We start from the raw sequence: 24,202 nt of genomic DNA on the forward strand, positions 1-24,202 counted from the left end.
GATATATTGTAGCAACGCAAGAAGAAACAGTATAAGATATAGTATAAGATATAGAAAGCATCTGATTTGATCGGACGATTTTTATATATACACGAGTGTTAAGGAGTAAGACAATGGTTAAAGTAGTAAAATTTGGTGGAAGTTCCCTGGCAAGTGCAGCACAGTTTGCCAAGGTAGGAGATATTATCCGCGCGGATGAGTCACGTCGTTATGTTGTGCCGAGTGCGCCGGGAAAACGTAATGCAAAGGATACGAAAGTAACAGATATGCTTTATTCCTGTTATGCATTAGCAGAAGCCGAGGAAGACTTTAAGGGTGCACTGAAAAAAATTAAGGAACGTTACAATTCCATTATCAATGGACTGAATCTGACACTTTCTTTGGAAGACGAATTCAGAACAATCGAAAAAAACTTTGCAGATAAAGCCGGAGAAGATTATGCAGCCAGCCGTGGTGAATATTTAAATGGTATCATCATGGCAAACTACTTAGGCTATGAATTTATCGATGCAGCAGAAGTGATCTTCTTTGACGAGAATGGAAACTTTGATGACTATAAAACAGATAAGGCGATGGCAGAACGTCTCTCGCATGTAGAAAAGGCTGTGATTCCAGGTTTTTACGGAAGTGATAGCAATGGCAATGTAAAAACATTCTCCAGAGGTGGATCTGATATTACAGGATCGATCGTTTCCAAGGCAGTACATGCCAGCGTCTATGAGAACTGGACAGATGTTTCCGGTTGTCTGGTCGCAGATCCTAGAATCGTTGAGAATGCACAGCCGATCAAGGTGATCACTTATAGAGAATTACGAGAACTTTCTTATATGGGCGCCTCCGTGCTGCATGAAGATGCAATCTTCCCGGTACGCAAAGCGGGCATCCCGATCAATATCAAGAATACCAATGCGCCGGAAGAACCGGGAACCATGATTGTGGAAAGCACCTGTCAAAAGGCAGATTATACGATTACCGGTATTGCCGGCAAGAGAGGCTTTGTAGCAGTCAATATTGATAAAGATATGATGAACTCAGAAGTGGGCTTCTGTCGTAAAGCACTGGAGGCATTTGAAGAGAATGGTATTTCCATTGAACATATGCCATCTGGTATTGATACCATGACAGTTTTTGTACATCAGGAAGAGTTCGAAGGAAAAGAGCAGCAGGTTATTTCTTCCATCCGTCGTCTCGTAAATCCGGACATCATTGATCTGGAAGCGGATCTGGCACTGATCGCTGTCGTTGGCCGTGGCATGAAGTCTACCCGTGGTACAGCAGGAAGGATCTTCTCTGCACTGGCACATGCCAACATCAATGTTAAGATGATCGATCAGGGATCTTCCGAGTTGAACATCATTATCGGTGTCAGCAACAATGATTTTGACAATGCTATCAAGGCTATTTACGATATCTTTGTGATGACACAGATCTAGATATATGGATCTTTTAAGGCACCTTTTGATAGGTGCCTTTTGTTTGTGAAAAATATCCATTTGCGTTTCAGATATACTTTGTGAAAATTCGCCCTTACATTTTTTGCCAAAAGTTGATAAAATATATATGTATATAGGTAAAATGTGTGTAAATTGTCGTGGACTCGATGGAGTTGTCGAAATTGGTGAAAGGATGTGTCAAGATGTTTGAAGTGGGCGAACGAGTAGTGTATGGTCATCATGGTGTATGCGAGATTGTAAAGATCGACACCCTGGATATGCCGAATGTGCCAAAAGACCGGCAGTATTATTATTTGTCGCCGACGACAGATGGCACCAGCATCATGTATGCGCCGGTGGACAATCCCAAACTTTCCATTCGCCGGGTTATGACCAAGGATGATGTCATGTCACTGATCAAGGCGATGCCGCAGATCGATATGTTAAACGTGACCAATGACAAGCAGCGTGAGAACGAATACAAGGAGTGCATCCGTAGTCTGGACGGCAAGGAATGGGTTCGTCTTTTAAAGACTGTGCGGGAGCGTGGACGCGGACGTATGGAAAAGGGCAAGAAGATGACGGCTCTGGATGAGCGCTACATGAAGATGGCGGAGATGCAGTTGTACTCGGAGATTTCCGCGGTGCTGGAGATCCCGCGCAATCAGGTGGAGGGTTTCATCGAAGAACATATGGTAGTCGCATAAAATAAAGAAAGAGTAAACAGCAATCCCCAGATGGAAAAGATCCGTCTGGGGATTTTTGTGACGATTTTGTGAATTTTCAAAAATTATTAGCACTCACTATTGACGAGTGCTAATAAAGGTGCTATAACATAATTGTCAAAAGAAAAGACATTAAAACAATGAGATAAGAAAACAAATAGTTTTGATGATATGGAAGGAGCGATGACTTATGTTAATGCCTAGTATTTTTGGAAATGATTTTATGGATGATTTCTTTGTATTCCCACAGGAGAGAAAGACCACACCGACTGCTAAGGCAAACCTGATGCAGACGGATGTCAAAGAAACAGAGACAGGTTACGAAGTGGTGATTGATCTTCCGGGATATAGTAAGGAAAATGTAAACGCGGAATTGAAGGATGGCTATCTGATCATCAGTGCTACAACGAGCACGAATGACGAGGAGAAATCCGAAGATGGCAAGTACATTCGCAAGGAGCGTTACAGTGGTTCCTGCCAGAGAAGTTTTTATGTAGGTGAAGATATCACCCATGAGGACATCAAGGCGAAATTTGAAAACGGTACTTTGAAGTTGGATATTCCAAAGAAGGAAGCCCAGCCGAAGGTAGAGCAGAAAAAAACGATCGCCATTGAGTGATCGATGATAGGAACAAAAGAGGCTGGCTACAATCCGTAGCCAGTTTTCTTTTAAATAAGAAAGTAGGTGAGTTGGGATGTCTGCCAAGAGAGATTATTATGAAGTCTTGGGTGTCGACAAGAAAGCGGATGAGAGTACGATAAAGAAAGCGTTTCGGCGATTGGCAAAGAAATACCATCCCGATACCAACGCGGGGGATGCAAAGGCGGAAGAAAAGTTTAAAGAGATCACAGAAGCCTATGATGTCTTGAGTGATAAAGAAAAAAGAAAGTTGTACGACCAGTTTGGACACGCTGCCTTTACAGAAGGCTTTGATCCGAACCAGGCAAGTGGTTTTGGCGGCTCCGGCTTCGGGGGAACCAAGTTCTATCGCAATGGTGATGGCATGGAGTTTCATTTTGAAGGCGGCAATATGGATGATATGGGAGATATCTTTGATTCCATCTTTGGAGGTGCTTTTGGTGGTGGCTCCGGTTTTGGCGGCAGATCACAGGGCTTTGGCAACCGTGCAATGAAAGGAAAAGATCTGCATGCAGAGATCACCATATCCTTTGAAGATGCAGCCTTTGGCTGTGACAAGCAGATCACGATCTCTGATCCATCCGGCAGACAGCCGCAGACTTTGTCGGTGCATATTCCGGCAGGAATCGATGAGGGGAAGACTGTACGACTTGCAGGAAAAGGTCAGCCGGGCATAAATGGTGGCAAGAATGGTGATCTGATGCTGGCAGTCCATGTGCTTGACAGTAAGGCTTTCCGTAGGGAAGGCATGGATGTCTATTCGACCATCCGTGTGCCATTTGTAACGGCAGCCCTGGGCGGATCTGCCAGAGTCCACACCTTGTACGGCGATGTCGAGTGTCAGATCAAAGAGGGCACCCAGTCCGGCAGCAAGATCCGTCTGAAAAATAAGGGTATCGTCTCCATGCGGAATGCGCAATTCCACGGCGATCAGTACGTGACCGTGGAGGTCGATGTGCCGAGACATCTGAATGCGATGGCAAAACAAAAATTAAGAGAATATGCAGGTGCAGAAAGAGCGTCTGCGTGATAAGATAAGATTTAGGAGGTGAAGCATATGAACATCCAGAAATTTACACAAAAGTCAATGGAAGCAGTGCAGGACTGTGAGAAATTGGCATATGAATATGGAAATCAGGAGATCGAACAGGAACATCTTTTGGTCGCTCTTTTGCAGCAGGAAAATGGACTGATCCCGCAGATGATCGAAAAGATGGAGATACAGTTAGAACATTTTAAGGATAATGCCATCCGGCATCTGGAGGCAAGGACAAAAGTTTCCGGGGGGCAGGTCTATGTCGGTAAGGACTTAAATCAGGTACTCATCCATGCAGAGGATGAGGCAAAGGCGATGGGGGACGAGTATGTCTCCGTCGAGCACCTTTTCCTTGCCATGATCCGTTACCCGAATCGTGCCATCAAGGAAATCTTTAAGGAGTATGGCATTACCAGAGACCGCTTTTTACAGGCACTTTCTACCGTGCGGGGCAACCAGAGGGTGATGACGGACAATCCGGAAGCAACCTATGATACCTTGGAGAAATACGGTTATGATATGGTCGAACGTGCCAGAGACCAGAAACTTGATCCGGTCATCGGACGAGACGCAGAGATCCGCAATGTGATCCGTATCCTATCCCGTAAGACCAAGAATAACCCGGTACTGATCGGTGAGCCGGGTGTCGGCAAAACGGCAGCCGTAGAGGGTCTGGCACAGCGAATTGTCCGCGGGGATGTACCGGAAGGACTGAAGGACAAGAAGTTGTTTGCCCTGGATATGGGTGCACTGGTCGCCGGTGCAAAATATCGTGGTGAGTTTGAGGAACGTCTGAAAGCCGTTTTGGATGAGATTAAGAATTCCGATGGCGAGATCATCCTCTTTATCGATGAACTGCATACCATCGTTGGTGCCGGAAAGACAGACGGTGCCATGGATGCGGGCAATATGTTAAAACCAATGCTTGCGCGTGGAGAATTGCATTGTATCGGTGCAACGACTCTGGATGAATACAGGGAATACATTGAAAAAGATCCGGCGCTGGAGCGACGTTTTCAGCCGGTTATGGTGGATGAACCATCGGTCGAAGACACCATTTCCATCCTGCGTGGTCTGAAAGAACGTTATGAAGTATTCCATGGCGTTAAGATCACAGATGGTGCGTTGGTTTCTGCGGCAACTTTATCCAACCGTTATATCTCAGACCGTTTCCTGCCGGATAAGGCGATCGATCTGGTCGATGAGGCGTGTGCCCTGATCAAGACGGAATTGGATTCCATGCCGACAGAGTTGGACGAACTCAACCGTCGTATCATGCAGCTTCAGATCGAGGAGACTGCGCTGAAAAAAGAGGACGATCATTTGAGTCAGGAGCGTCTGGAAAATCTGCAAAAAGAACTTTCCGAACTGCGGGAGAAATTCTCCGGACAGAAAGCCCAGTGGGATAACGAAAAGCACGCAGTAGAAAAGGTTTCCCAGTTACGAGAGGAACTGGAGAGCCTGCGCAATGAGATTAAGATCGCCCAGCAGAATTATGATCTGGAAAAGGCGGCAGAACTCCAATACGGCAAACTGCCACAGTTGGAAAAGCAGTTGGAGCAGGAAGAAGAACTGATCAAGAATAAGGATATGAGTCTTGTCCACGAGAGCGTGACCGAGGAGGAGATCGCCCGTATCATCTCCCGCTGGACCGGTATTCCGGTGGCAAAATTAAATGAGAGCGAGCGCAATAAGACCCTGCACTTAGCAGATGAACTCCACAAGCGGGTCATCGGTCAGGATGAGGGCGTGACCAAGGTCAGTGAAGCCATCATCCGTTCCAAAGCGGGTATCAAAGACCCAGACAAACCGATCGGATCCTTCCTTTTCTTAGGACCTACCGGTGTAGGTAAGACGGAACTGGCAAAGACATTGGCGGCAAGCCTGTTTGACGATGAGAACAACATGGTACGTCTGGATATGAGCGAGTACATGGAGAAGTATTCCGTTTCCCGTCTGATCGGAGCGCCTCCTGGATATGTCGGCTATGATGAGGGCGGACAACTGACAGAGGCAGTCCGCAGAAAACCTTATTCCGTTGTTCTCTTTGACGAGGTGGAAAAGGCGCACCCGGATGTCTTCAATGTCCTCTTGCAGGTCTTAGACGATGGACGTATCACAGATTCACAGGGCAGGACGGTTGACTTTAAAAATACCATTATCATCATGACCAGTAATTTGGGGTCTTCTTATCTGTTGGAGGGCATTGATGAAAATGGCAATATCCGACCGGAAGCCGAAGATGCCGTGATGAACGAACTGCGTCAGCATTTCAGACCGGAATTTTTGAACCGTCTGGATGAAACCATTTTGTTCAAGCCGCTTACCAAGGATAATATCGGTCATATCGTGACGCTTCTCATGGAGGAGTTGAACGGACGTCTGGCAAACCGTGAGATCCGTGTGGAATTGTCACCGGAGGCAGAGACCTACATTGTCGATCATGGTTATGATCCGATCTATGGTGCAAGACCACTCAAGCGGTATCTGCAAAAGTATGTAGAGACCATGGCAGCCAAATGCATTTTGGCAGATGAAGTGGATATGGGCGATACCATTTATATTGATGTAGCGGGTACAGAATTGACCGCTGTCGTAAAGCATCAGGCATAAAAGAGCACATTTTTCATATACTATAGTATGAAGAATAAGAGCAGAGCCAGTCTTGGCAAAAAGTCAGGGCTGGCTTTTTTTATGAAAAAGAAGTATATCCTGACGGGACTTTTTGGACTGCTTGTGACGTGTGGCGGACTTTTCTGGCAGTATGCGGTCTATGAAGGATCGGACCCGGTGCGAAAGACTGCGACAGTCATAAGCAATGCAGACTGGGCAGACCCGGCGGAAAAACTCGTAGCCCTGACTTTTGATGACGGTCCCCATCCGGTCTATACAGAGGAGATCCTTGATGTCTTGGATCAGGCAGGTATAAAGGCGAGTTTTTTTATGATGGGAAAAGAAGCTGAACTCTACCCGGATGTTGTAAAAAAGGTAAGCGATGCCGGGCATCTGATCGGAAATCACACTTATACGCACGCCAATGTCTGCCAGATCTCCGCGGATGAGACAACAGAGGAGATAACAAAGACTAATGATATTTTAGAAGGTCTGACCGGAAAACGTCCGCAATTTTTCCGCCCGCCGTTTGGTTGCAAAAATGAGACCTTGGAAAAGCAGACAGGCATGTTCTGGATCTTCTGGGATGTGGATACTCTGGATTGGAGCCTACAGAACGCGGAGCAGGTTTATTGTAAGGTAGTGAAAAATGTGGGAGAAAATGATATTATTTTAATGCACGACGCTTATCCGTCCACTGTGGAGGCAGTCCGGGAACTCATTCCGGCTTTGCAGGAAATGGGCTATACCTTTGTGACAGTCGACCGCCTTGTGGAACCGTGATAGGTTTATGACATGCAAGTGATAGAAAATATATATGACAAAAGACTTGTACTTTTTCCCATTATTTAGTATCTTATTAGGTGTGACGCATAATCAGATACGAAATCCTGCATTTTAAAACGAAAATGCAAGAAAAAATAGGAAACATGCAAGTAAATATGCAAGATTTTATATTTTAAAATGCAATTTCGGAGGAAACATGGATTTATTTGATTACATGCGACAGGAAAATGGAAAAAAGGAATCTCCTTTGGCATCCCGTATGCGGCCGACGAGTCTGGATGAAGTCGTCGGACAGCAGCATATCATAGGAAAGGACAAACTCTTGTATCGTGCCATCATGGCGGACAAGATATCATCCATTATTTTCTATGGACCGCCGGGAACCGGAAAGACGACCCTTGCCAAGGTCATTGCCAATACGACCAGCGCGGAATTTACATCCATTAATGCGACGGCGGCAGGCAAGAAAGACATGGAGCAGGTCGTGGAAAATGCCAAGAACATGCGGGGCATGTATGGCAAAAAGACCATTCTTTTCATTGATGAGATCCACCGTTTTAACAAGGGACAGCAGGATTACCTCTTGCCTTTTGTGGAAGATGGGACGGTCATTCTGATCGGAGCAACGACGGAAAACCCATATTTTGAGGTCAACGGCGCGCTTTTATCCAGATCCATCATCTTTGAACTAAAGCCATTATCCCAGGAGGACATCAAGACTTTGATCCGGCGCGCACTGACCGACAGTGCAAAAGGACTTGGCTCTTATGGAGCGGTCATTGATGATGATGCGCTTGATTTTCTGAGCGATATGGCAAATGGAGATGCCAGAAGTGCACTGACAGCCATTGAACTTGGCGTCCTTACGACAGAGCCTTCTGCGGATGGGAAGATCCACATTACTTTATCCGTGGCGAGTGAATGTATCCAAAGGCGTGTTGTGAAGTATGATAAGAGTGGGGACAACCACTACGACACAATCTCAGCCTTTATCAAGAGTATGCGGGGATCTGACCCGGACGCAGCTATCTATTATCTGGCGCGGATGCTCTATGCCGGAGAGGATGTCAAATTCATCGCACGACGCATCATGATCTGTGCAGCAGAGGATGTGGGAAATGCAGACCCGCAGGCTTTGCAGGTTGCCGTGGCAGCAGCACAGGCAGTGGAACGCATCGGCATGCCGGAGAGCCAGATCATCCTGGCTGAGGCTACCAACTATGTGGCATGTGCACCCAAGAGTAATGCCTCTTATCTGTCCATTGATGCAGCCATGCATATGGTGGCAAGCGGACAGACACCACCGATCCCGGTACATTTGCAGGATTCACATTACAAATCCGCCGGTAAACTGGGACATGGCATTGGTTATCAATACGCACATGATTTTAAAAACCATTATGTCGCACAGCAATATCTGCCGGATGCTTTAGCAGGCGCACGTTTTTATGAGCCGACAGATATGGGCTACGAAAAACAGATCCGGGATCATCTGGAAAAGATCCGCAGAGAAGCGGAGTAAGAGGAAATGACCTTTGCGGGCGATGACAGCGGTCGGCAAAGTTTATTTAATAAAGGAACAAGCAACAGGAGGAACAAATAGCATGCAAACATATGCAGACATGACAAAGGAACAGTTGCAGGAAGAACTGACAAAGGTACGTCAGATCTACAAAGAGTATCAGGACAAGGGTCTGAAACTCGATATGTCCCGTGGTAAACCATCCAGCGGGCAGTTGGATCTGGGCATGGGGCTGCTCAATGCAGTGGATGCAGAGTCTTTGATGCAGGCAGAAAACGGTCTGGATACACGTAATTACGGCGGACTGGACGGCATCCCTGAGGCAAAGCGTCTTATGGCAGGTATTATGGAAGTCAGACCGGAACAGGTCATTGTTTGTGGCAATTCCAGTTTAAATACCATGTATGACATGGTGGCTCGTGGAATGCTTTTGGGTTATTTGGGCCAGACCCCTTGGTGTAAATTAGATAAAGTAAAATTCTTATGTCCGGTGCCTGGCTATGATCGTCATTTTGCAGTGACCGAGCATTTCGGCGTGGAAATGATCAATGTGCCAATGACAGAAGAAGGACCGGATATGGATATGGTGGAAAAATTGGTAGCAGAGGATGATGCCATCAAGGGTATCTGGTGTGTACCGAAGTACTCCAATCCACAGGGCGTGATCTACTCTGATGAGACGGTGAGACGTATGGCAGCATTAAAGCCGGCAGCAAAAGATTTCCGTATCTTTTGGGATAACGCTTATGCCGTACATCATCTGTATGGCGCAGAAAAGGGAAAGATCTTAAATATTTTGGATGAATGTGAGAAGGCAGGCAACCCGGATATGGTATTTGAGTTCTGCTCTACCTCCAAGATCTCCTTTGCCGGAGGTGGCATTGCAGCCATTGCAGCATCTGAGGCAAACCTTGCGGATATCAAGAAGTCACTGACTATTCAGACGATCGGTTTTGACAAGGTCAACCAGTTGCGTCATGTCCGTTTCTTTAAAGATGCCGATGGCATTGCAAAACATATGGAAAAACATGCAGAATTTTTAAGACCTAGATTTGAACTGGTACTGGAAACTTTGGAAAGCCAACTTTCCGGTCTGGGAGCAGGATCATGGATCAAGCCGATGGGCGGTTATTTCATCACATATGAGACAAATGAGGGCTGCGCCAAGCGTGTCGTTGCACTGGCAAAAGAGGCTGGTGTTGTGCTGACACCGGCAGGTGCGCCATTCCCATATGGAAAGGATCCGAAAGATTCTGTCATCAGAATTGCACCATCTTATCCTACGATGGAAGACTTAAAGGCAGCTGCAGAGATCTTCTGCGTATGCGTCAAGGTGGCAACCTTGGAAAAGATGTTGGAAGCGTAAGATTAGTATGGAAGCAAAACATGTACGCAGAATAAGTTTTGCTCCTCATAGATGTCGAGCATACCATGATATTGCTCAGTCAACAATGAAATACTTTTTAACCCTAAGCCGTGTTCGTGAGAATGCGGCTTTTTTGATAGCAGATCAGGGTTATGTTCCAATACGGAAGAAGATATTCTGTTTTGGGAGACAATACTGATATTCTGTTCGGTCTGAATGATTTCAAATCGTATCAGGCGATTGCCGGCAGGTTCTTTTGAGGATGCCTCTATCGCATTATCCAATAGATTGAGAATGAGAATCATTACTTGGATATTGTCGTATAAAGGATCTAAAACAATGTGTTGCTCAAAGATAATATTTTCCTTAAGGCAACGTTGTTGTTTTGCATGCAAGAGGGCATTTAACAGCTGATTATCGGTATAGATAATGTCCGAAGATGACGGAGCATCAGAGATAAATTCGGTGATATTATCCATAACCTGTTGCTGCTTCCCTTCTGCCAATAAAATGCGGTAATTGAGGAGAAGATGTTTGATATCGTGTTTTAAAATCCGAGATTGCTGATAATGTTCTTCACTTTCTAAAATAAGTTCTTTTTGCTGCTGTAACTGCAATTTTAAGAGAGCCATTTCTATACTGTTTTCCTGTTCTTGTTCCTGCGCTTTTAATAGATAAAGACCCATGAGCGTCGTAGCAATCAGGCACAATGCTATAGATAGACAAATGCCATAGAGATATGGCAACTTGGGGGCAAAAGAAACCAAAATAATATGAAGCAGAAATGCTACGATAAAGTCACAGAAGAAAAACAAAAAAGATATCCATAGTGATTTTTGCGTGAGAACATTAGAAAATGTGTGGAAATGGTTCAGGTAGTAGACGATGGCAAATTCGGTCATATAGATGACAAACAAGTATAAGAGTCGCAGGTAAGAGCCTTTTGTAAATAACATACTGGCAGTTGTGTGACCGGATAGCAGGAACAGATTGGTTATGATGTTGGAAATGAGCAGGTCAACGATGTTAAAGAGAATCAGCATTGTCAGTTTTTTCCATAATGTACCATCAAAGCAACATAGGAGTACAAGCAGAGATAGGAGCATGGATAGCAGAGAAAAGATCGTATTGGGCAGGAGAGTAGGCGGAAGCAAACCGAGAATTACTTCGACAGTTCCGAAAAATATTAAATATGTGACATGATAGCGCTGAGATTTTTGAAAAAAAGTATTTGCGACCAGGCAGAAAAAGACATAAGTGAGTATAAGTGCAGCGATTTCGAAAAGATTAAATAGTAAGGACATGGGTTTGGCTCCTTTCAAATTTTAAGTATGCAGAACGAAAAGCAGCTTTGTAACTGCGTGAGAGGAATAGTTCCTGCCCGTTGCGTAGTACGATGGAACTATTGGAGACCACACGGATATAATCAAGATTGACCATGCAACTCTGATTGATCCGACAAAAACTATGTTCGCGTAGGATGGATTCATATGCGGATAATTTACCGCGCACATGATAGGTCTGCTGTGTGCAATGAAAGTCAAGATAGTGCAAATTAATCTCTAAATATTGTATCTCATTTAAGGATACCATGTGAGAACTGCCTTTTTCGACAAGCTGTATCTGGCAGACCGATGTATTGGGGGCATGGTATTTTTGCAAAAATGCGGTCAATGCCTCTGGCAGTTCTTCTGCTAGAAATTCTTTTCTAAGAAAACGGAATGGTGCATAATGGATCGCCTCAAAGACATAATTGGAAAGACTGCTGATAAATATGAGAATTGGTGTGGAAGCGGCGCCGTTTGTCTGCAATGTCTGCGCAAGTTCCAGACCGGATTTTCCGGGAAGTCGTATGTCTAAAAACAAAAGTTGTAGTGATGTAATGTCATAAGCAAATAGTTGCTCGGCATCTTCGAAAAGATGACAGCAGATGTCTTGCGTGGTATTTGTAAAATATTTTGCTATTTCTTCTTTCAGATGATTTCTGAAAACAGAGTCATCATCACATATTCCAATATGAATCATAGTGAATCTCCCAATATCTTTTTCTTTTATTATATCGTAAAGAAAGTATGCAACAAGAACAGAATTCAGCCAGAAATGTGCAGGATTCAGCCAAAAACTTGTCATGTGATGAAGGAATTGGTAAAAAAGAGGAAGGGACGGATTGTTGCAAGTGGGGAAAGAGGTAGTTTAAAATCATGAGGAAAATAAAAACGGATGAGCAGGCGAAGAAACTGCGTGAACAATTAGATGAAACTGCAACGTTTCATGGAGTACAGATTGTCCTAATGGTCGTGCTGACCTTGCTTATAGCGATATTGATAATGAATTTCTGGGCACGATTTAATGTCAGAATGTGGCTGTTGTTATCGGATGCATTGAAAAACTGTGCAGACGATTATTATCGCTGTGAAATGCAACAATCATACTTTGATGAATCAAAGTCTACTAAAATTTATTATGAAATGCAATCAGACTTTCTGAATAGCAAAGGGTATTCGAAAGTAGTTATAGAATACGAAAAGTTAATTAGCAATGCGGTATGCGAGGATAAAGCATTTGATGCATCAGAGGTGGATATTACAGGTTATGTTTCTCGGATAGGGAAAGAAATGGAATCCCAGGCGAAGAAAAGATATCCGAATGATAATGTGAATTATGTCACAGAAGAATGTAATGAGGATGTCGAGAAGACATTAACAGAACGTGCACAAATGCTATACGATGAGTTGAGCAAAAATTACAGAAAGGAAGTAAAGCTGTATTATAGGTTTGCGTCGGGTTATAATGGTCTTGCAATCGAAGCTTTAATATTTATAATTGCATTGTTATGGTATCGAAAAACAAAAAAAGTCTTGTGGAAGAAAGGTGTTGTTTTCATCTGGTGCAGTGCTGGGCTTTTGTGTGCGGGGATGAATTATGAAATATATAGTTGGTTCTGCACGACCGTGGTACAGCATAGGGCAAATTATAGTATGGGTATGAGTTTATTTTACATTATTCCTATGTTTGCGATTGCTTTTATCCGGTATAACATGGAAAAATACAGGGAAAAGAGACTCCGAAGAAAGTTATATGAGTATGAAAGCAGGCAGGATGAAAAATAGCATTTTACATTTACTAAAAATACCAAACAATGAGTTTTCAAAAGAAGATGCATATAGGTTACAAAAGGCACTGACAGAGCGAAGATGTAGCTGGAAACAAGAAAGAGTACTGACATGTATTGTTATATTCTGCTTTTCAATTCATATTATGCAAATTATGACGGCGTCCAATATTCAGTTCTGGGTTAGTAATGCCATGGATAGTTTCCCGTTTGTTGCAATTTTTGAACATTATACGGAAACATCTTCTGAGGAAGATGATAGGAGTATGGGGGACTTGCAGCAAGATATTACGCGGGCAATCTACAGTAGTTCTGAATATCCGACTATTATTGACACCTATATTCAATCTGCTGAAAATGCTATATATGAGAATAAAGATTGGTCTGCTGGTGAGGCAGATGTAGAAGAACATATAAATCAATTTGAATCTGATGTAAAGAAGAGTGCTGGTTTGCATTATTCAGATACAAGCGAGATATATAAGGCTCGAAAGACAGAAAAGTATGAAAGCTTTCGTAGAAGATTTGACGAAGAAGCGGAAAGACAATATAGGGCGGTCGAGGAAAAATGTCCATGGGCAGTGAAGGCGCAAAGATGGTTCTCGTGGTTTGGTACTTCTATCTTTTTGGCATGTATAGCATTAGGTATGGCAGGAATTTTGATTAGAAAAACATGCATTCTTTCCAGAAAAAAGATGATAATCAGGACATGCTTGGGAATCATGATTTTGTGTAGCAGTACAACAATAGTTATTGATTGGTGGTATCAAAGCGTAATCCTGGAACAATCATATACTTACAATCTATACTGTGTGCTACGCTATTGGGGAGTGGCTTTTGCAGGAATGATATGTTATATCGCGTGCTCACTTATTGAAAAGAAGGCAATCCAAAAATTGCAGGAAAAAATGTAGTATTTACATTCTAAGCCGTGTTCGTAAGAATGCGGCTTTTTCTTTTTGCAAAAGAACAAATTTATACAAAAATCATACCAAAAACAGCAAAATAGGACTTGTTTCAGATGAGAAAATTGCATTAAAATATGTAATATTTTTGGCGCGCCGTGTTGGTCAATCGGGAGACAGAACAAGAACTTACCGTGCGTCATATGTGTGAAGCAGGAGGGACAATATGCAAAAAGCAAGTGAAATTTTAAAAAGATATAAAAATGAAAACGGACCGGATATTTCCATGGTAACAGACCGTCTGATTGAAAAAGATGGCCTATATTTTAAGGATATCGATGGCTCCGGACAGTTCAAGCCTTTTGATGACTGGCGTCTGCCGGCAAAGGAGAGAGCCGAGGCATATGTCAGGGAACTGACCTTAGAGGAAAAAATAGCCCAATTGTTTATCTCGGACTGGCGTATGGGAAAATATCCGTGTGGCGTAGAGGGTTATCAGCCACAGTTGGATGAATCCGGTGTTTTAGATAACGGGCAGTTAGATGGAAAAACCATTTTCGGCGAGCAACATTTACCGGGCACGGAGACGATGTTAAAGGACTGGTTTTCCAGACATCTGATCCTGCGTGCAAACCCAACGCCTACCGATCTGGTAGATTTTTTGAACCAGTTACAGGCAGTGGCAGAGGAGTGCGATCATTTTGTACCGGTACAGGTCGTATCCAATTCTCGAAATGAAAATGCCGAGCCTGTTTTTGGTATGAATGATGCAGCCGGTGTGTTCGCAACCTGGCCGGGAACTCTTGGCATTGCAGCAGCAGTTAAGGGAGACGGCAATTTTGATGTCATTGATACATTCGGACAGATTATCAATCGTGAATGGAATGCATGCGGTCTTCGCAAGGGCTATATGTATATGGCAGACTGTATGACCGATCCAAGATGGCAGAGAACTTATGGCACTTTTGGTGAGGATCCGGCATTGATTGAGGAAACGTTTGATCATTTGATTCCTGCCATTCAAAATGGTTCAGATGGGGCAGGTTTCGATGGAACAGCCATGACAGTCAAGCATTTTCCGGGTGGCGGAGCAAGAGAGAATGGCTTTGATCCGCATTATGCTGCCGGACAGTGGAATGTCTATGCAACAGAGGGCAGTCTGGAGAAATACCATATCAAGGGATTTTACCCGGCAATCCGCCACAATGCAGCGTCTATCATGCCATATTACTCAAAGCCTTCGAAGGAAAAAAGTTTTGTGCAACAGGATCCAAAAGGACAGGATATTGATTTTGCTCCTTACGGATTTGCTTATAACAAATATTTTATTGATACCATTTTGCGTGGACAGATGGGCTTCAAGGGCTATATCAATTCCGACACCGGTATCGTGCACAATATGTGCTGGGGCGTAGAGGCACTGGATAAGCCGGAGCGTATTGGTTTTGCTGTGACGCAGTCCGGTGTTGACCTGATCAGCGGTCTGTTTGACAATGACCTTGCCATGGAAGCCTATGAGAGGGGCAAAAATGGCTATTACGACAGTCATGAAGTGCCGGAGGGCTTTGTAAAAGAAGACCTTATCTTAACAGATGCATCCATTGACCGAGCTGTGATACGCACATTGACAGAAATGTTTGCCCTTGGCATGTTTGAAGATCCTTACCGAGATGCGGCTGAGGCAGAGCGTGTCATTGCAGATGAAACTGACCGGACAGCGGCAGCACTGGTGCACAGAAAGTCTGTTGTACTTTTGAAAAATGATGGAACTTTACCATATGATGCAAACGGTAAAAAGATTTATGTTGAGGCATTTTATAAGAATAAAGAACAGGCAAAAAAAGAAAACCAGACCTTGCGGGAACTGGTAGCAGGTTATGGCACGTTGACAGACTCCTACGAGGAAGCCGATCTTGCGATCCTGATGGTGCATCCGTCATCCGGCGCATATTTTTCTGCAACACCGGGCTATCTGGAGTTGGATCTTTGCGAGGATAAGGAAGTCTGCGATGTGGATGAGAATTGTAGACCGCTTGCTACGACTCATAAGGAAACGACAGTCAGCGGTATGAAGCGTCTGCAGAAAATCGCCGCAAGTATCCATGCACATGGCGGAAAGGTCGTATCCAATGTCAATGTGACGCTTGCATGGGAACTGGGAAATGTGGAGACAATTTCAGATGCGCTTACGGTCGGATTTGATACCTATGATGAGGCAATCATGGATGTGATCTTTGGCAAATATGCTCCGACGGGTAAACTTCCGATCACCTTCCCAAAGAATGATGCCGTCATCAAAGTGGGAGCAGATGGCAGGTGTATCAGCCCGAATGATGTGCCGGGCTATGACAAGGATCTGTATATGCCGGATGAACTCAAAGATGAGAATGGAAGGGCATACGCATATCGTGATGCAGCAGGTAATTATTACGAACTGAACTTTGGGTTGACTTATTAGGCTTTTTCATGCCATTCAAATCAAACGGCAAATGTGGTAAAATGGAGCAAATGATAAAAAGCAGGAGGACAATATGGCAAAGACAGTTGGATTTATCGGTAGTGGAAATATGGGCAGAGCCATCATGGGCGGCATGATCGCGGCAGGGCTTTATGCGCCGTCGCAGATCCTGGCATCTGCAAAGACCAAGGAAACGGTTGAAAAAATAGAAAAGGAACTTGGCATTGTTGCAACGACGGACAATACTGAGGTGGCAAGAAAGGCAGATATTTTATTCCTTGCCGTAAAGCCGGGGGTATTTGCCACGGTGATCCCACAGATCCGGGATGTCTGTAAAGAAGGTCAGGTGGTCGTATCGATCGCAGCCGGACAGACACTGGCGTCCATTACAGATCTGTTTGGACGGCAGATCAAACTGGTGCGTTCTATGCCAAACACACCGGCACTGGTGGGTGAGGCAATGAGTGCCGTGACACCGAATGAAAAGATCAGCCCGGAAGAATTGCAGGAAGTCATGGCAATCTTTGAAAGTTTTGGCAAGGCAGAGATCGTGCCGGAGACTATGATGGATGCCGTTGTTGGCGTGAGCGGATCTTCCCCTGCCTATGTCTATATGTTTATCGAGGCAATGGCGGATGCTGCAGTTGCCGACGGCATGCCAAGAAAGCAGGCTTATAAATTTGCAGCCCAGTCTGTCCTTGGGGCAGCCAAGATGGTATTAGAAACAGGAGAGCATCCGGGCGTTTTGAAAGATGCTGTTTGTTCACCGGGTGGCACGACCATTGCAGCCGTAGCCGAGTTGGAAAAATCGGGACTGCGTTCCTCTGTGATCGAGGCACAGCGGGCATGCGTGCAGAAGTCAAGGGATATGAGTAAGGAATAAGATTTACTGGAAAGCAGTTTTCGATGGCTAAAGTATGCTGGCGTTGCTATCGCAACGATCAATGCTACGGAACCAAGAATGTCCCTCAATCAAAATGCAAAATTGATGGGGATTAAGAGTCAATCTTTGTGACTTTGTAAGAGTAAAAGAGCATCAGAACGAGCGCGTTCGTCAGCAGAACGCGCTTCTTTTATGCATTGCATGAGTGATGCGTATTTGGCAGATGAACTAGTCATGGAGTATCAGCAACACAATTCATAGCCCTCTTGCCAATTCTTTTGGTCTTGCTCAATGGCGGCATGCACGCTTTCTTTGAAAAACTTGGTATCACGAAACCATCTTTATCGGTGCTGACATGGGCATATCAGAAATATCCCAAATAACCTCTAAATAAGATTGACAAAAAATTATCAAAGTAGTATAGTGAGGATAAGTGATAATTGACAGATAATTTGATCTGTCGTCAATCGAGGAGGAAAGAAACATGGGAGAATTCAAAAATTTAAAATTAGACGTAGAAGATGAAATCGCTGTCCTGACCATCAGCCGTCCGGCAGCCCTCAATGCCTTAAATAGTGAGACATTGGACGAATTAAATGTAGCACTGACAGAGATCGAGGCTAGAGATGATGTCAAGGTTCTGATCCTGACCGGTGGTCCTGATAAGAAGGGCAATGAGTTCAAGTCCTTTGTAGCAGGGGCTGATATCGCAGAGATGGTCAACTTTAGCGCAGCAGAAGCAAGAGCCTTTGGTATGAGAGCATCTGTTCCATTCTTCAAGTTGATGAATATGCGTCAGGTTACGATCGCTGCTGTCAATGGTTTTGCTCTTGGCGGTGGATGCGAGATTTCCATGGCATGTGATATCCGTATCGCATCTGAAAACGCTAGTTTCGGTCAGCCGGAGACAGGCCTTGGTATCATTCCTGGATTTGGCGGAACCCAGCGTCTGGCTCGTCTGGTTGGTATGGGACGTGCAAAGGAAATGATCTTTACCTGTGACTCTGTTGATGCACAGGAAGCATACCGCATCGGTCTGGTAAATAAGGTTGTTGCCAAGGAAGAACTCATGGATACCGCAAAAGCAATGGCTAAGAAGATCTGCAGCAAGGGAAGTTATGCAGTATCTGTTGCCAAGGCTGCGATCAACAACGGCTATGACATGGACATCAAGAATGCTGTAGAGATGGAGGCAAACCTCTTTGGTGTGGCATGTTCTACACATGATAAGACAGAAGGCATGACTGCATTTTTGGAAAGACGCGCAGCAGATCTGACAGACTTCTAAAAAGCAAATTGACAAACGATACATAAAATGACATGAAAAAAGACCATGGTGCTTTGTAAAGTACCATGGTCTTTTTGACATATCTCTGACATATCTTTTACATCAGTAATTGCAAGATGATCTGGACCAGCCACCATACGATAAAAAGGATCATGCCGCCATTGAGAAAATAGGTCCGGAAGCGTGCGCCGGGAGCAACGCTGTTCGGCGAGGTCAGCAGGTGGATCTTTTTGATATTTTTAAAGAATAATACGATGCCTACGATCACCAGAATGATCAGCACAAGTGCATAGAGGCAGAGCAGTAACATACCGCTCAGATGCGACATAAAGATATTGGTCAGGTAAGAGACATCAGCCATCTTTTCGGGATCTGTGGCGGCAAGCGCCAACTGATCCATACCAGACAGTTTTAGAAGTCCCATGCTGACGGCGGAACCGAGGAAGTTGACCAGCATATGCATATAGATGGTGTATTTGACATTGCCAGTCTTGACATAGACAAAGGCAAAAACGCCGCCGATCACAAAGGCATAGGCAAACTGGTTGAGATTGCCGTGGAAAAGTCCGAAGAAGAGGGCGGAGATCAAAACGGAAATGCCCTCGCCGTATTTGATGGTGCGGTCAATAAGCATCTTACGGAAAAGCAACTCCTCTAAGACAGGCGCAAGCAGCACCATAACAAGGATATTGACCCAGGCTGCATTTGCAAGGGCTGTCTCCACGATCTCATTCGTGACGGTGGAACCCTTGAGATTGCCGACTATATTGGTGATGATATTTCCGGCGATGTTTGCCAGGTACATGCCGGCATAGCAGATGAGAAAGGTGACGATCCACTGTTTGCCGGTCATGGTACAAGGCTGGATGCTGCCTTCTTTTGGAACGCGCTTGATGACAAGCATCATGAGCGGCACGGCGATGATATAGGTTGTCAGCATAGAAATCAGAAAACTCAGGGTCTGATCTGCGGCGAGCGTGGGCGCCAGATGTGTAAGGGCGAGCGGTGTCAAGGTGCGGACACCGGCAAAAAGAAGTGCACCGATAAAGTAGGCTATGCCGATGCGGGAAAAATGTCTGCGGGTCTCTGTATTCATATGTTTGTCCTCCGTGTGCTATCTAAAAACTATAAGTATAGTATTACACATTTTGTTTGACGTGTCTATTATTCCGCCAACTCTTAAAATTTCTTAAGATTGTTTGAAAAATTATGGAAGTCCGACCAAGGTAGGCGGGGATATGCTATACTAGGTACAAGAAATCAGATCAAGAGACAGAATGTGCAATTTATGACAGAAAGTATAACAGGCAGACCAGTCCTGTTATAATAGGATAGAAGATGATAGAAAATACAGATTTATCGGTTTTGGTAGAGCCGACCCTGACCTGGTATGAGGCAAATAAGCGCGACCTTCCGTGGCGAAAAGATAAAGATCCCTATCATATCTGGGTTTCGGAGGTCATGTTACAGCAAACCCGTGTGGAAGCCGTGATCCCCTATTACGAGCGCTTTATGACAGCCCTGCCGACCATCGAGGCACTGGCAAAGTGTCAGGAGGACCCACTTTTGAAACTGTGGGAAGGCTTGGGCTATTACAATCGCGTCCGCAATATGCAAAAGGCGGCGCAGACCATTTGTGCAGAATATGGTGGTCAGATGCCGCAGACCTATGATGGAATCGTGGCGCTTTCCGGCATCGGACCCTATACAGCGGGGGCAATCGCTTCCATCGCCTTTGATGAGCGGGTGCCGGCGGTGGATGGCAACGTACTCCGTATCTTATCGCGCGTCAGTCAGGATGACAGCGACATTTTAAAAGATGCAACAAAAAAGCGCATGACGGCGCAGCTTTCCCAGATTATGCCCAAGGAGGCAGGAGCCTTTAATCAGGCATTGATGGAGATCGGAGCCTTGGTTTGCATACCCAATGGACAGCCAAAATGTGATCTTTGTCCCTGGCAGCCTTTTTGTCTGGCATATAAAAACGATACTTACGACCGTCTGCCGGTCAAGACCAAGGCAAAACCCAGACGGATCGAGGAGAAAACCGTCCTTCTGATACAGGATGGACAAAAGATCGTTCTGCGGAAACGCCCTTCCAAGGGACTTTTGGCAGGACTGTACGAACTGCCTAATATCGAGGGATATTTGACGGAGGAAGAAGCGCTTGCCTTTGTGCGCGGACAAAATCTGGCTCCCTTGCAGATCAAGAAACTGCCGGAGGCAAAACATATTTTTTCTCATATTGAATGGCTTATGCAGGGCTTCTTGATACAGGTGGCAGATGTCGACAGTTTCCAGCAGGATGAGGATCTTTCCAAGGGGCCACAGGACTACTTGCTGGTTGATATCGATAAGACCCGAAAGGAGTATGCGATCCCGTCAGCCTTTGATAAATATGCGGAATTTATTGCTTTGCACCGGATGGACTAAAAGAAATACTTTATTTTACAAAAGTTTTGTGTATATAATAAGAGACGGTTGTTAGGAGGAAGAAACATGAAGATAGTTTCCTTTGCCATTCCGTGTTATAACTCGGAAGGCTATATGTCAAAATGTATAGAATCATTGCTCCCGGGTGGAGAAGATGTTGAGATTATTATTGTAGATGACGGATCCAGTGATCGCACGGCGGAGATTGCGGATGCTTATGCCGAGAAATATCCGACCATCATCAAAGCAATTCATCAGGAAAACGGTGGACACGGCTGCGCAGTCAATACCGGACTTGCCAATGCCAGCGGTATTTATTTTAAGGTCGTTGACAGTGATGACTGGGTGGATGTGGATGCCTACGCGAGGGTCTTGGAGACTTTGAAGAAATTCGTTGCAGACGATACGCTTGTGGATATGCTCTTGACCAATTATGTCTATGAAAAGATCGAGGGCGATTATCATCATCAGCGCACCATGTTTTACACCCTGCTTTTCCCGCAGGAGAGGATCATGGGCTGGCATGATATGAAGCATAACATCAAGGGATTTTCTATTTTGATGCATTCCGTGACCTATCGCACGCAGTTGCTTCGTGATTGTCACTTGGAACTGCCAAAACATACCTTTTATGTTGATAACCTCTTTGTGTATGAGCCATTGCCGTTTGTAAAGACACTGTATTATCTGAATGTAGATTTTTATCGTTATTACATAGGACGTGACGGACAGTCGGTCAACGAAAAGAACATGATCAAACGTATCGACCAGCAGTTGTATGTCAACAAGCGTATGGTGGATGCTTATGACCTGTGGCAGATCGAGGAAGAACATCTGCGTGAGTATATGCTTTCCTATCTGGAGACGATCACGGTTGTTTCTACCTGTATCGGCTATGTATCCAATGATCCGGTCAATTTGAAAAAGGTCAAAGATCTTTGGAAATACATCAAGGATAAGGATCCGCGCACTTATCATCATCTGCGCTGGGGTGCACTGGGGCATGCCATGAATCTGCCGGGCAGATTTGGTCGTTACTTATCTGTAAAAGCATACAAGATCTCACAGCGTTTTATGGGATTTAATTAAGAAAAAGCAGTAGTGAAGGATTTTTCACTACTGCTTTTTTGCTCCTTTTAGCGGCTCATCTCAGAGAGGAGGGACTGCTTCATATCATATAATTTCTGTGACAGATCCACATGGATCTTGGACGGGTTGGTAAAACGCTTGTTTTCTTCCCATAGGGTCTCTTTTTCCTGATTGCAGATCTTCTGGATCTCCATAACAGGCGGGGTATCATAGACACGCTTGCCCTGGCAGATCACAGGAACGAGCATTTCTTTCATGGTATAAGACCCACCGGGCAGGGTCGTCTTTTTCCAAGGCTCGTTTGGATCAAAGAGTTTCATATCCTGATCGGTGTCAAAGGTTTCATCGTGAAGACAGATCAGATCGGCTTTGATCTTGCCACTTTCCTTATCATAGATACGGAAGAAGGTCTTATTTCCCGGATTGGTCACTTTTTCGGTGTTTTCAGATAATTTGATCTTAGGGATAAAGCCTCCCTGATCATCAGCAATGGCTGCTAACTTGTAGACCCCGCCGAAAGCAGGGCAATCCTTGGAGGTGATGAGGTTTGTCCCAACACCCCAGGAAGTAATGGTAGCTCCCTGACTTTTCAAACTCTGGATCAGATACTCGTCCAGGTCATTGGAAGCGGAAATGATGGCATCGGTAAATCCGGCATCATCTAACATCTTGCGCACTTTTTTTGAAAGATAGGCGAGATCGCCGCTATCCATACGGATGCCGTAATTGGTCAGGTTGATGCCTGCTTCGCGCATTTCCGTGAAAACGCGGATGGCATTTGGAATGCCGGAACCAAGGGTGTCGTAGGTGTCTACCAAAAGTGTGCAGGCATTTGGATATAGTCTTGCGTATTCCTTGAATGCCGTATATTCATCCGGAAAACTCATGATCCAGGAATGGGCGTGGGTGCCAAGCACCGGCACGTCAAACATCTGTCCGGCAAGTACGTTGGAAGTCCCCTTGCAACCGCCGATGATGGCGGCTCTGGCACCATAAGTACCGCTGTCCGGGCCCTGTGCACGGCGCAGACCAAATTCCATGACGCCGTCCCCCTCAGCCGCATAGCAGACGCGGGCAGCCTTGGTCGCGATCAGGCACTGGTGGTTCATGATATTTAAAATGGCGGTTTCAACTAATTGCGCTTCCATGATCGGCGCGATGACCTTGATCAAAGACTCGCGCGGGAAAATGACAGAACCCTCCGGCACGGCATAGATGTCACCGGAAAAATGAAAGTCTGCCAGATAGGCGAGAAAGTCCTCATCAAAGATGTGCAGTCCGCGCAGGTAGTTGATGTCATCCGCATCAAAATGCAGGTTCTCAATATATTCAATGACCTGTTCCACTCCGGCGCAGATGGCATAGCCACCACCCGAAGGATTGGTGCGGTAGAAAGCGTCAAATACAACGGTGTGATTGTTGTTGTTTTTGAAATATCCCTGCATCATGGTCATTTCATACAGATCTGTCAGCAGGGTCAAATTCAATGTGCTCATGAAATATCCCCTTTTCTTCTTTTACAAATGGTATAATTGTCTTACATTATAATCCAATTTATAAAAATAAGGAAGAAAAAATGAGGGATGGCATTTTGAAAGATTAAGTGGTAAGATTAAAAGCAAATTCCAGAGGGCATAAGAAGCATATGAAAGATCAGAAATTATCTACAATTTTATCGGTCATCAGCATGATATGTGGCATATTGGCACCATGTCTGGTCTGTTATTGGTATGTGGGGATGGTCTTTGCAGTGGCTGCGATCGTTCTTGGGATTTATGTGCAAAAACATTTTGGTAAAAATGGTATGGTCGTGACGGCTTATATATGTGCAGGCGTGTATCTGGCATTTTTTATTTTACTTGTCGGGACCATGGGCATATATTATAACATCATCGACTTACACAAATAGATTT

General features: G+C 44.8%; 20 protein-coding genes. 16 read left to right on the forward strand and 4 right to left on the reverse strand.

What is annotated here, in order from left to right; translation table 11 throughout:
- Positions 1 to 113 precede the first annotated feature (113 nt).
- From H8R94_RS09200 to H8R94_RS09235, 8 genes are all read left to right on the forward strand, one after another.
- Positions 114 to 1,433: an aspartate kinase gene (locus H8R94_RS09200; protein ID WP_118281671.1), complete on the forward strand. Its 1,320-nt coding sequence runs from the start codon at positions 114 to 116 to the stop codon at positions 1,431 to 1,433.
- 203 nt (positions 1,434 to 1,636) lie between these two features.
- On the forward strand, positions 1,637 to 2,140 hold the full coding sequence (locus H8R94_RS09205; protein ID WP_186854475.1) for a CarD family transcriptional regulator: 504 nt from the start codon (positions 1,637 to 1,639) through the stop codon (positions 2,138 to 2,140).
- 208 nt (positions 2,141 to 2,348) lie between these two features.
- Positions 2,349 to 2,777 carry an Hsp20/alpha crystallin family protein gene (locus H8R94_RS09210; RefSeq protein WP_118281673.1) on the forward strand — a complete coding sequence of 143 codons (429 nt, stop codon included), beginning with the start codon at positions 2,349 to 2,351 and terminating at the stop codon, positions 2,775 to 2,777.
- Positions 2,778 to 2,853: 76 nt separating this feature from the next.
- Positions 2,854 to 3,828: a DnaJ C-terminal domain-containing protein gene (locus H8R94_RS09215; protein WP_186854476.1), complete on the forward strand. Its 975-nt coding sequence runs from the start codon at positions 2,854 to 2,856 to the stop codon at positions 3,826 to 3,828.
- 27 nt (positions 3,829 to 3,855) lie between these two features.
- Entirely contained in the window at positions 3,856 to 6,447 is a 2,592-nt protein-coding gene (clpB, locus tag H8R94_RS09220; protein WP_186854477.1) for an ATP-dependent chaperone ClpB, read from the forward strand.
- Positions 6,448 to 6,528: 81 nt separating this feature from the next.
- A complete protein-coding gene (locus tag H8R94_RS09225; RefSeq protein ID WP_158573055.1) occupies positions 6,529 to 7,230 on the forward strand; it encodes a polysaccharide deacetylase family protein in 702 nt (233 codons plus the stop codon).
- Positions 7,231 to 7,429: 199 nt separating this feature from the next.
- Entirely contained in the window at positions 7,430 to 8,755 is a 1,326-nt protein-coding gene (locus H8R94_RS09230) for a replication-associated recombination protein A (protein ID WP_186854478.1), read from the forward strand.
- Positions 8,756 to 8,837: 82 nt separating this feature from the next.
- A complete protein-coding gene (locus H8R94_RS09235) occupies positions 8,838 to 10,121 on the forward strand; it encodes an aminotransferase class I/II-fold pyridoxal phosphate-dependent enzyme (protein ID WP_186854479.1) in 1,284 nt (427 codons plus the stop codon).
- Between the two features lie 2 nt (positions 10,122 to 10,123).
- On the opposite strand, the gene H8R94_RS09240 is transcribed toward H8R94_RS09235, so the two are convergent.
- Positions 10,124 to 11,425: a GHKL domain-containing protein gene (locus tag H8R94_RS09240; protein ID WP_186854480.1), complete on the reverse strand. Its 1,302-nt coding sequence runs from the start codon at positions 11,423 to 11,425 to the stop codon at positions 10,124 to 10,126.
- Complete coding sequence (locus H8R94_RS09245) at positions 11,409 to 12,146, reverse strand: LytR/AlgR family response regulator transcription factor (RefSeq protein WP_186854481.1); 738 nt, start codon at positions 12,144 to 12,146, stop codon at positions 11,409 to 11,411. Before H8R94_RS09245 ends, H8R94_RS09240 begins: the two co-directional genes overlap by 17 nt.
- Positions 12,147 to 12,322: 176 nt before the next feature.
- Here H8R94_RS09245 and H8R94_RS09250 point away from each other — a divergent pair, with 176 nt between their 5' ends.
- From H8R94_RS09250 to H8R94_RS09270, 5 genes are all read left to right on the forward strand, one after another.
- Positions 12,323 to 13,231 (forward strand): hypothetical protein, encoded by a 909-nt coding sequence (locus H8R94_RS09250; protein ID WP_186854482.1) that lies wholly within the window; start codon positions 12,323 to 12,325, stop codon positions 13,229 to 13,231.
- Positions 13,200 to 14,147 (forward strand): hypothetical protein, encoded by a 948-nt coding sequence (locus H8R94_RS09255; protein ID WP_186854483.1) that lies wholly within the window; start codon positions 13,200 to 13,202, stop codon positions 14,145 to 14,147. Before H8R94_RS09250 ends, H8R94_RS09255 begins: the two co-directional genes overlap by 32 nt.
- A gap of 217 nt (positions 14,148 to 14,364) precedes the next feature.
- Positions 14,365 to 16,596, forward strand: a complete 2,232-nt coding sequence (locus tag H8R94_RS09260; protein ID WP_186854484.1) for a glycoside hydrolase family 3 N-terminal domain-containing protein — start codon at positions 14,365 to 14,367, stop codon at positions 16,594 to 16,596.
- A 73-nt stretch (positions 16,597 to 16,669) separates the two neighbouring features.
- Entirely contained in the window at positions 16,670 to 17,479 is an 810-nt protein-coding gene (gene proC / locus H8R94_RS09265) for a pyrroline-5-carboxylate reductase (RefSeq protein WP_186854485.1), read from the forward strand.
- A gap of 484 nt (positions 17,480 to 17,963) precedes the next feature.
- A complete protein-coding gene (locus tag H8R94_RS09270; RefSeq protein WP_118281680.1) occupies positions 17,964 to 18,767 on the forward strand; it encodes an enoyl-CoA hydratase-related protein in 804 nt (267 codons plus the stop codon).
- Between the two features lie 97 nt (positions 18,768 to 18,864).
- Here H8R94_RS09270 and H8R94_RS09275 read toward each other — a convergent pair whose 3' ends face one another.
- The gene (locus H8R94_RS09275; protein ID WP_186854486.1) at positions 18,865 to 19,863 is read right to left on the reverse strand and encodes a CPBP family intramembrane glutamic endopeptidase; all 999 of its coding nucleotides are present in this window, start codon (positions 19,861 to 19,863) and stop codon (positions 18,865 to 18,867) included.
- Between the two features lie 242 nt (positions 19,864 to 20,105).
- On the opposite strand from H8R94_RS09275, the gene mutY reads away from it, so the two are divergent.
- Together mutY and H8R94_RS09285 are read left to right on the forward strand one after the other, a co-directional pair.
- On the forward strand, positions 20,106 to 21,200 hold the full coding sequence (gene mutY / locus H8R94_RS09280; RefSeq protein ID WP_186854487.1) for an A/G-specific adenine glycosylase: 1,095 nt from the start codon (positions 20,106 to 20,108) through the stop codon (positions 21,198 to 21,200).
- Between the two features lie 66 nt (positions 21,201 to 21,266).
- Positions 21,267 to 22,289 (forward strand): glycosyltransferase, encoded by a 1,023-nt coding sequence (locus tag H8R94_RS09285; RefSeq protein ID WP_186854488.1) that lies wholly within the window; start codon positions 21,267 to 21,269, stop codon positions 22,287 to 22,289.
- Positions 22,290 to 22,336: 47 nt separating this feature from the next.
- Here the strand turns inward: H8R94_RS09285 and H8R94_RS09290 are convergent, their stop codons facing one another.
- Positions 22,337 to 23,785 (reverse strand): nicotinate phosphoribosyltransferase, encoded by a 1,449-nt coding sequence (locus tag H8R94_RS09290; RefSeq protein ID WP_186854489.1) that lies wholly within the window; start codon positions 23,783 to 23,785, stop codon positions 22,337 to 22,339.
- Between the two features lie 149 nt (positions 23,786 to 23,934).
- Here H8R94_RS09290 and H8R94_RS09295 point away from each other — a divergent pair, with 149 nt between their 5' ends.
- A complete protein-coding gene (locus tag H8R94_RS09295; protein ID WP_158575269.1) occupies positions 23,935 to 24,198 on the forward strand; it encodes a hypothetical protein in 264 nt (87 codons plus the stop codon).
- Positions 24,199 to 24,202: the final 4 nt, after the last annotated feature.

Source organism: Roseburia lenta (assembly GCF_014287435.1).
GTDB classification, from domain to species: Bacteria; Bacillota; Clostridia; order Lachnospirales; family Lachnospiraceae; genus Pararoseburia; species Pararoseburia lenta.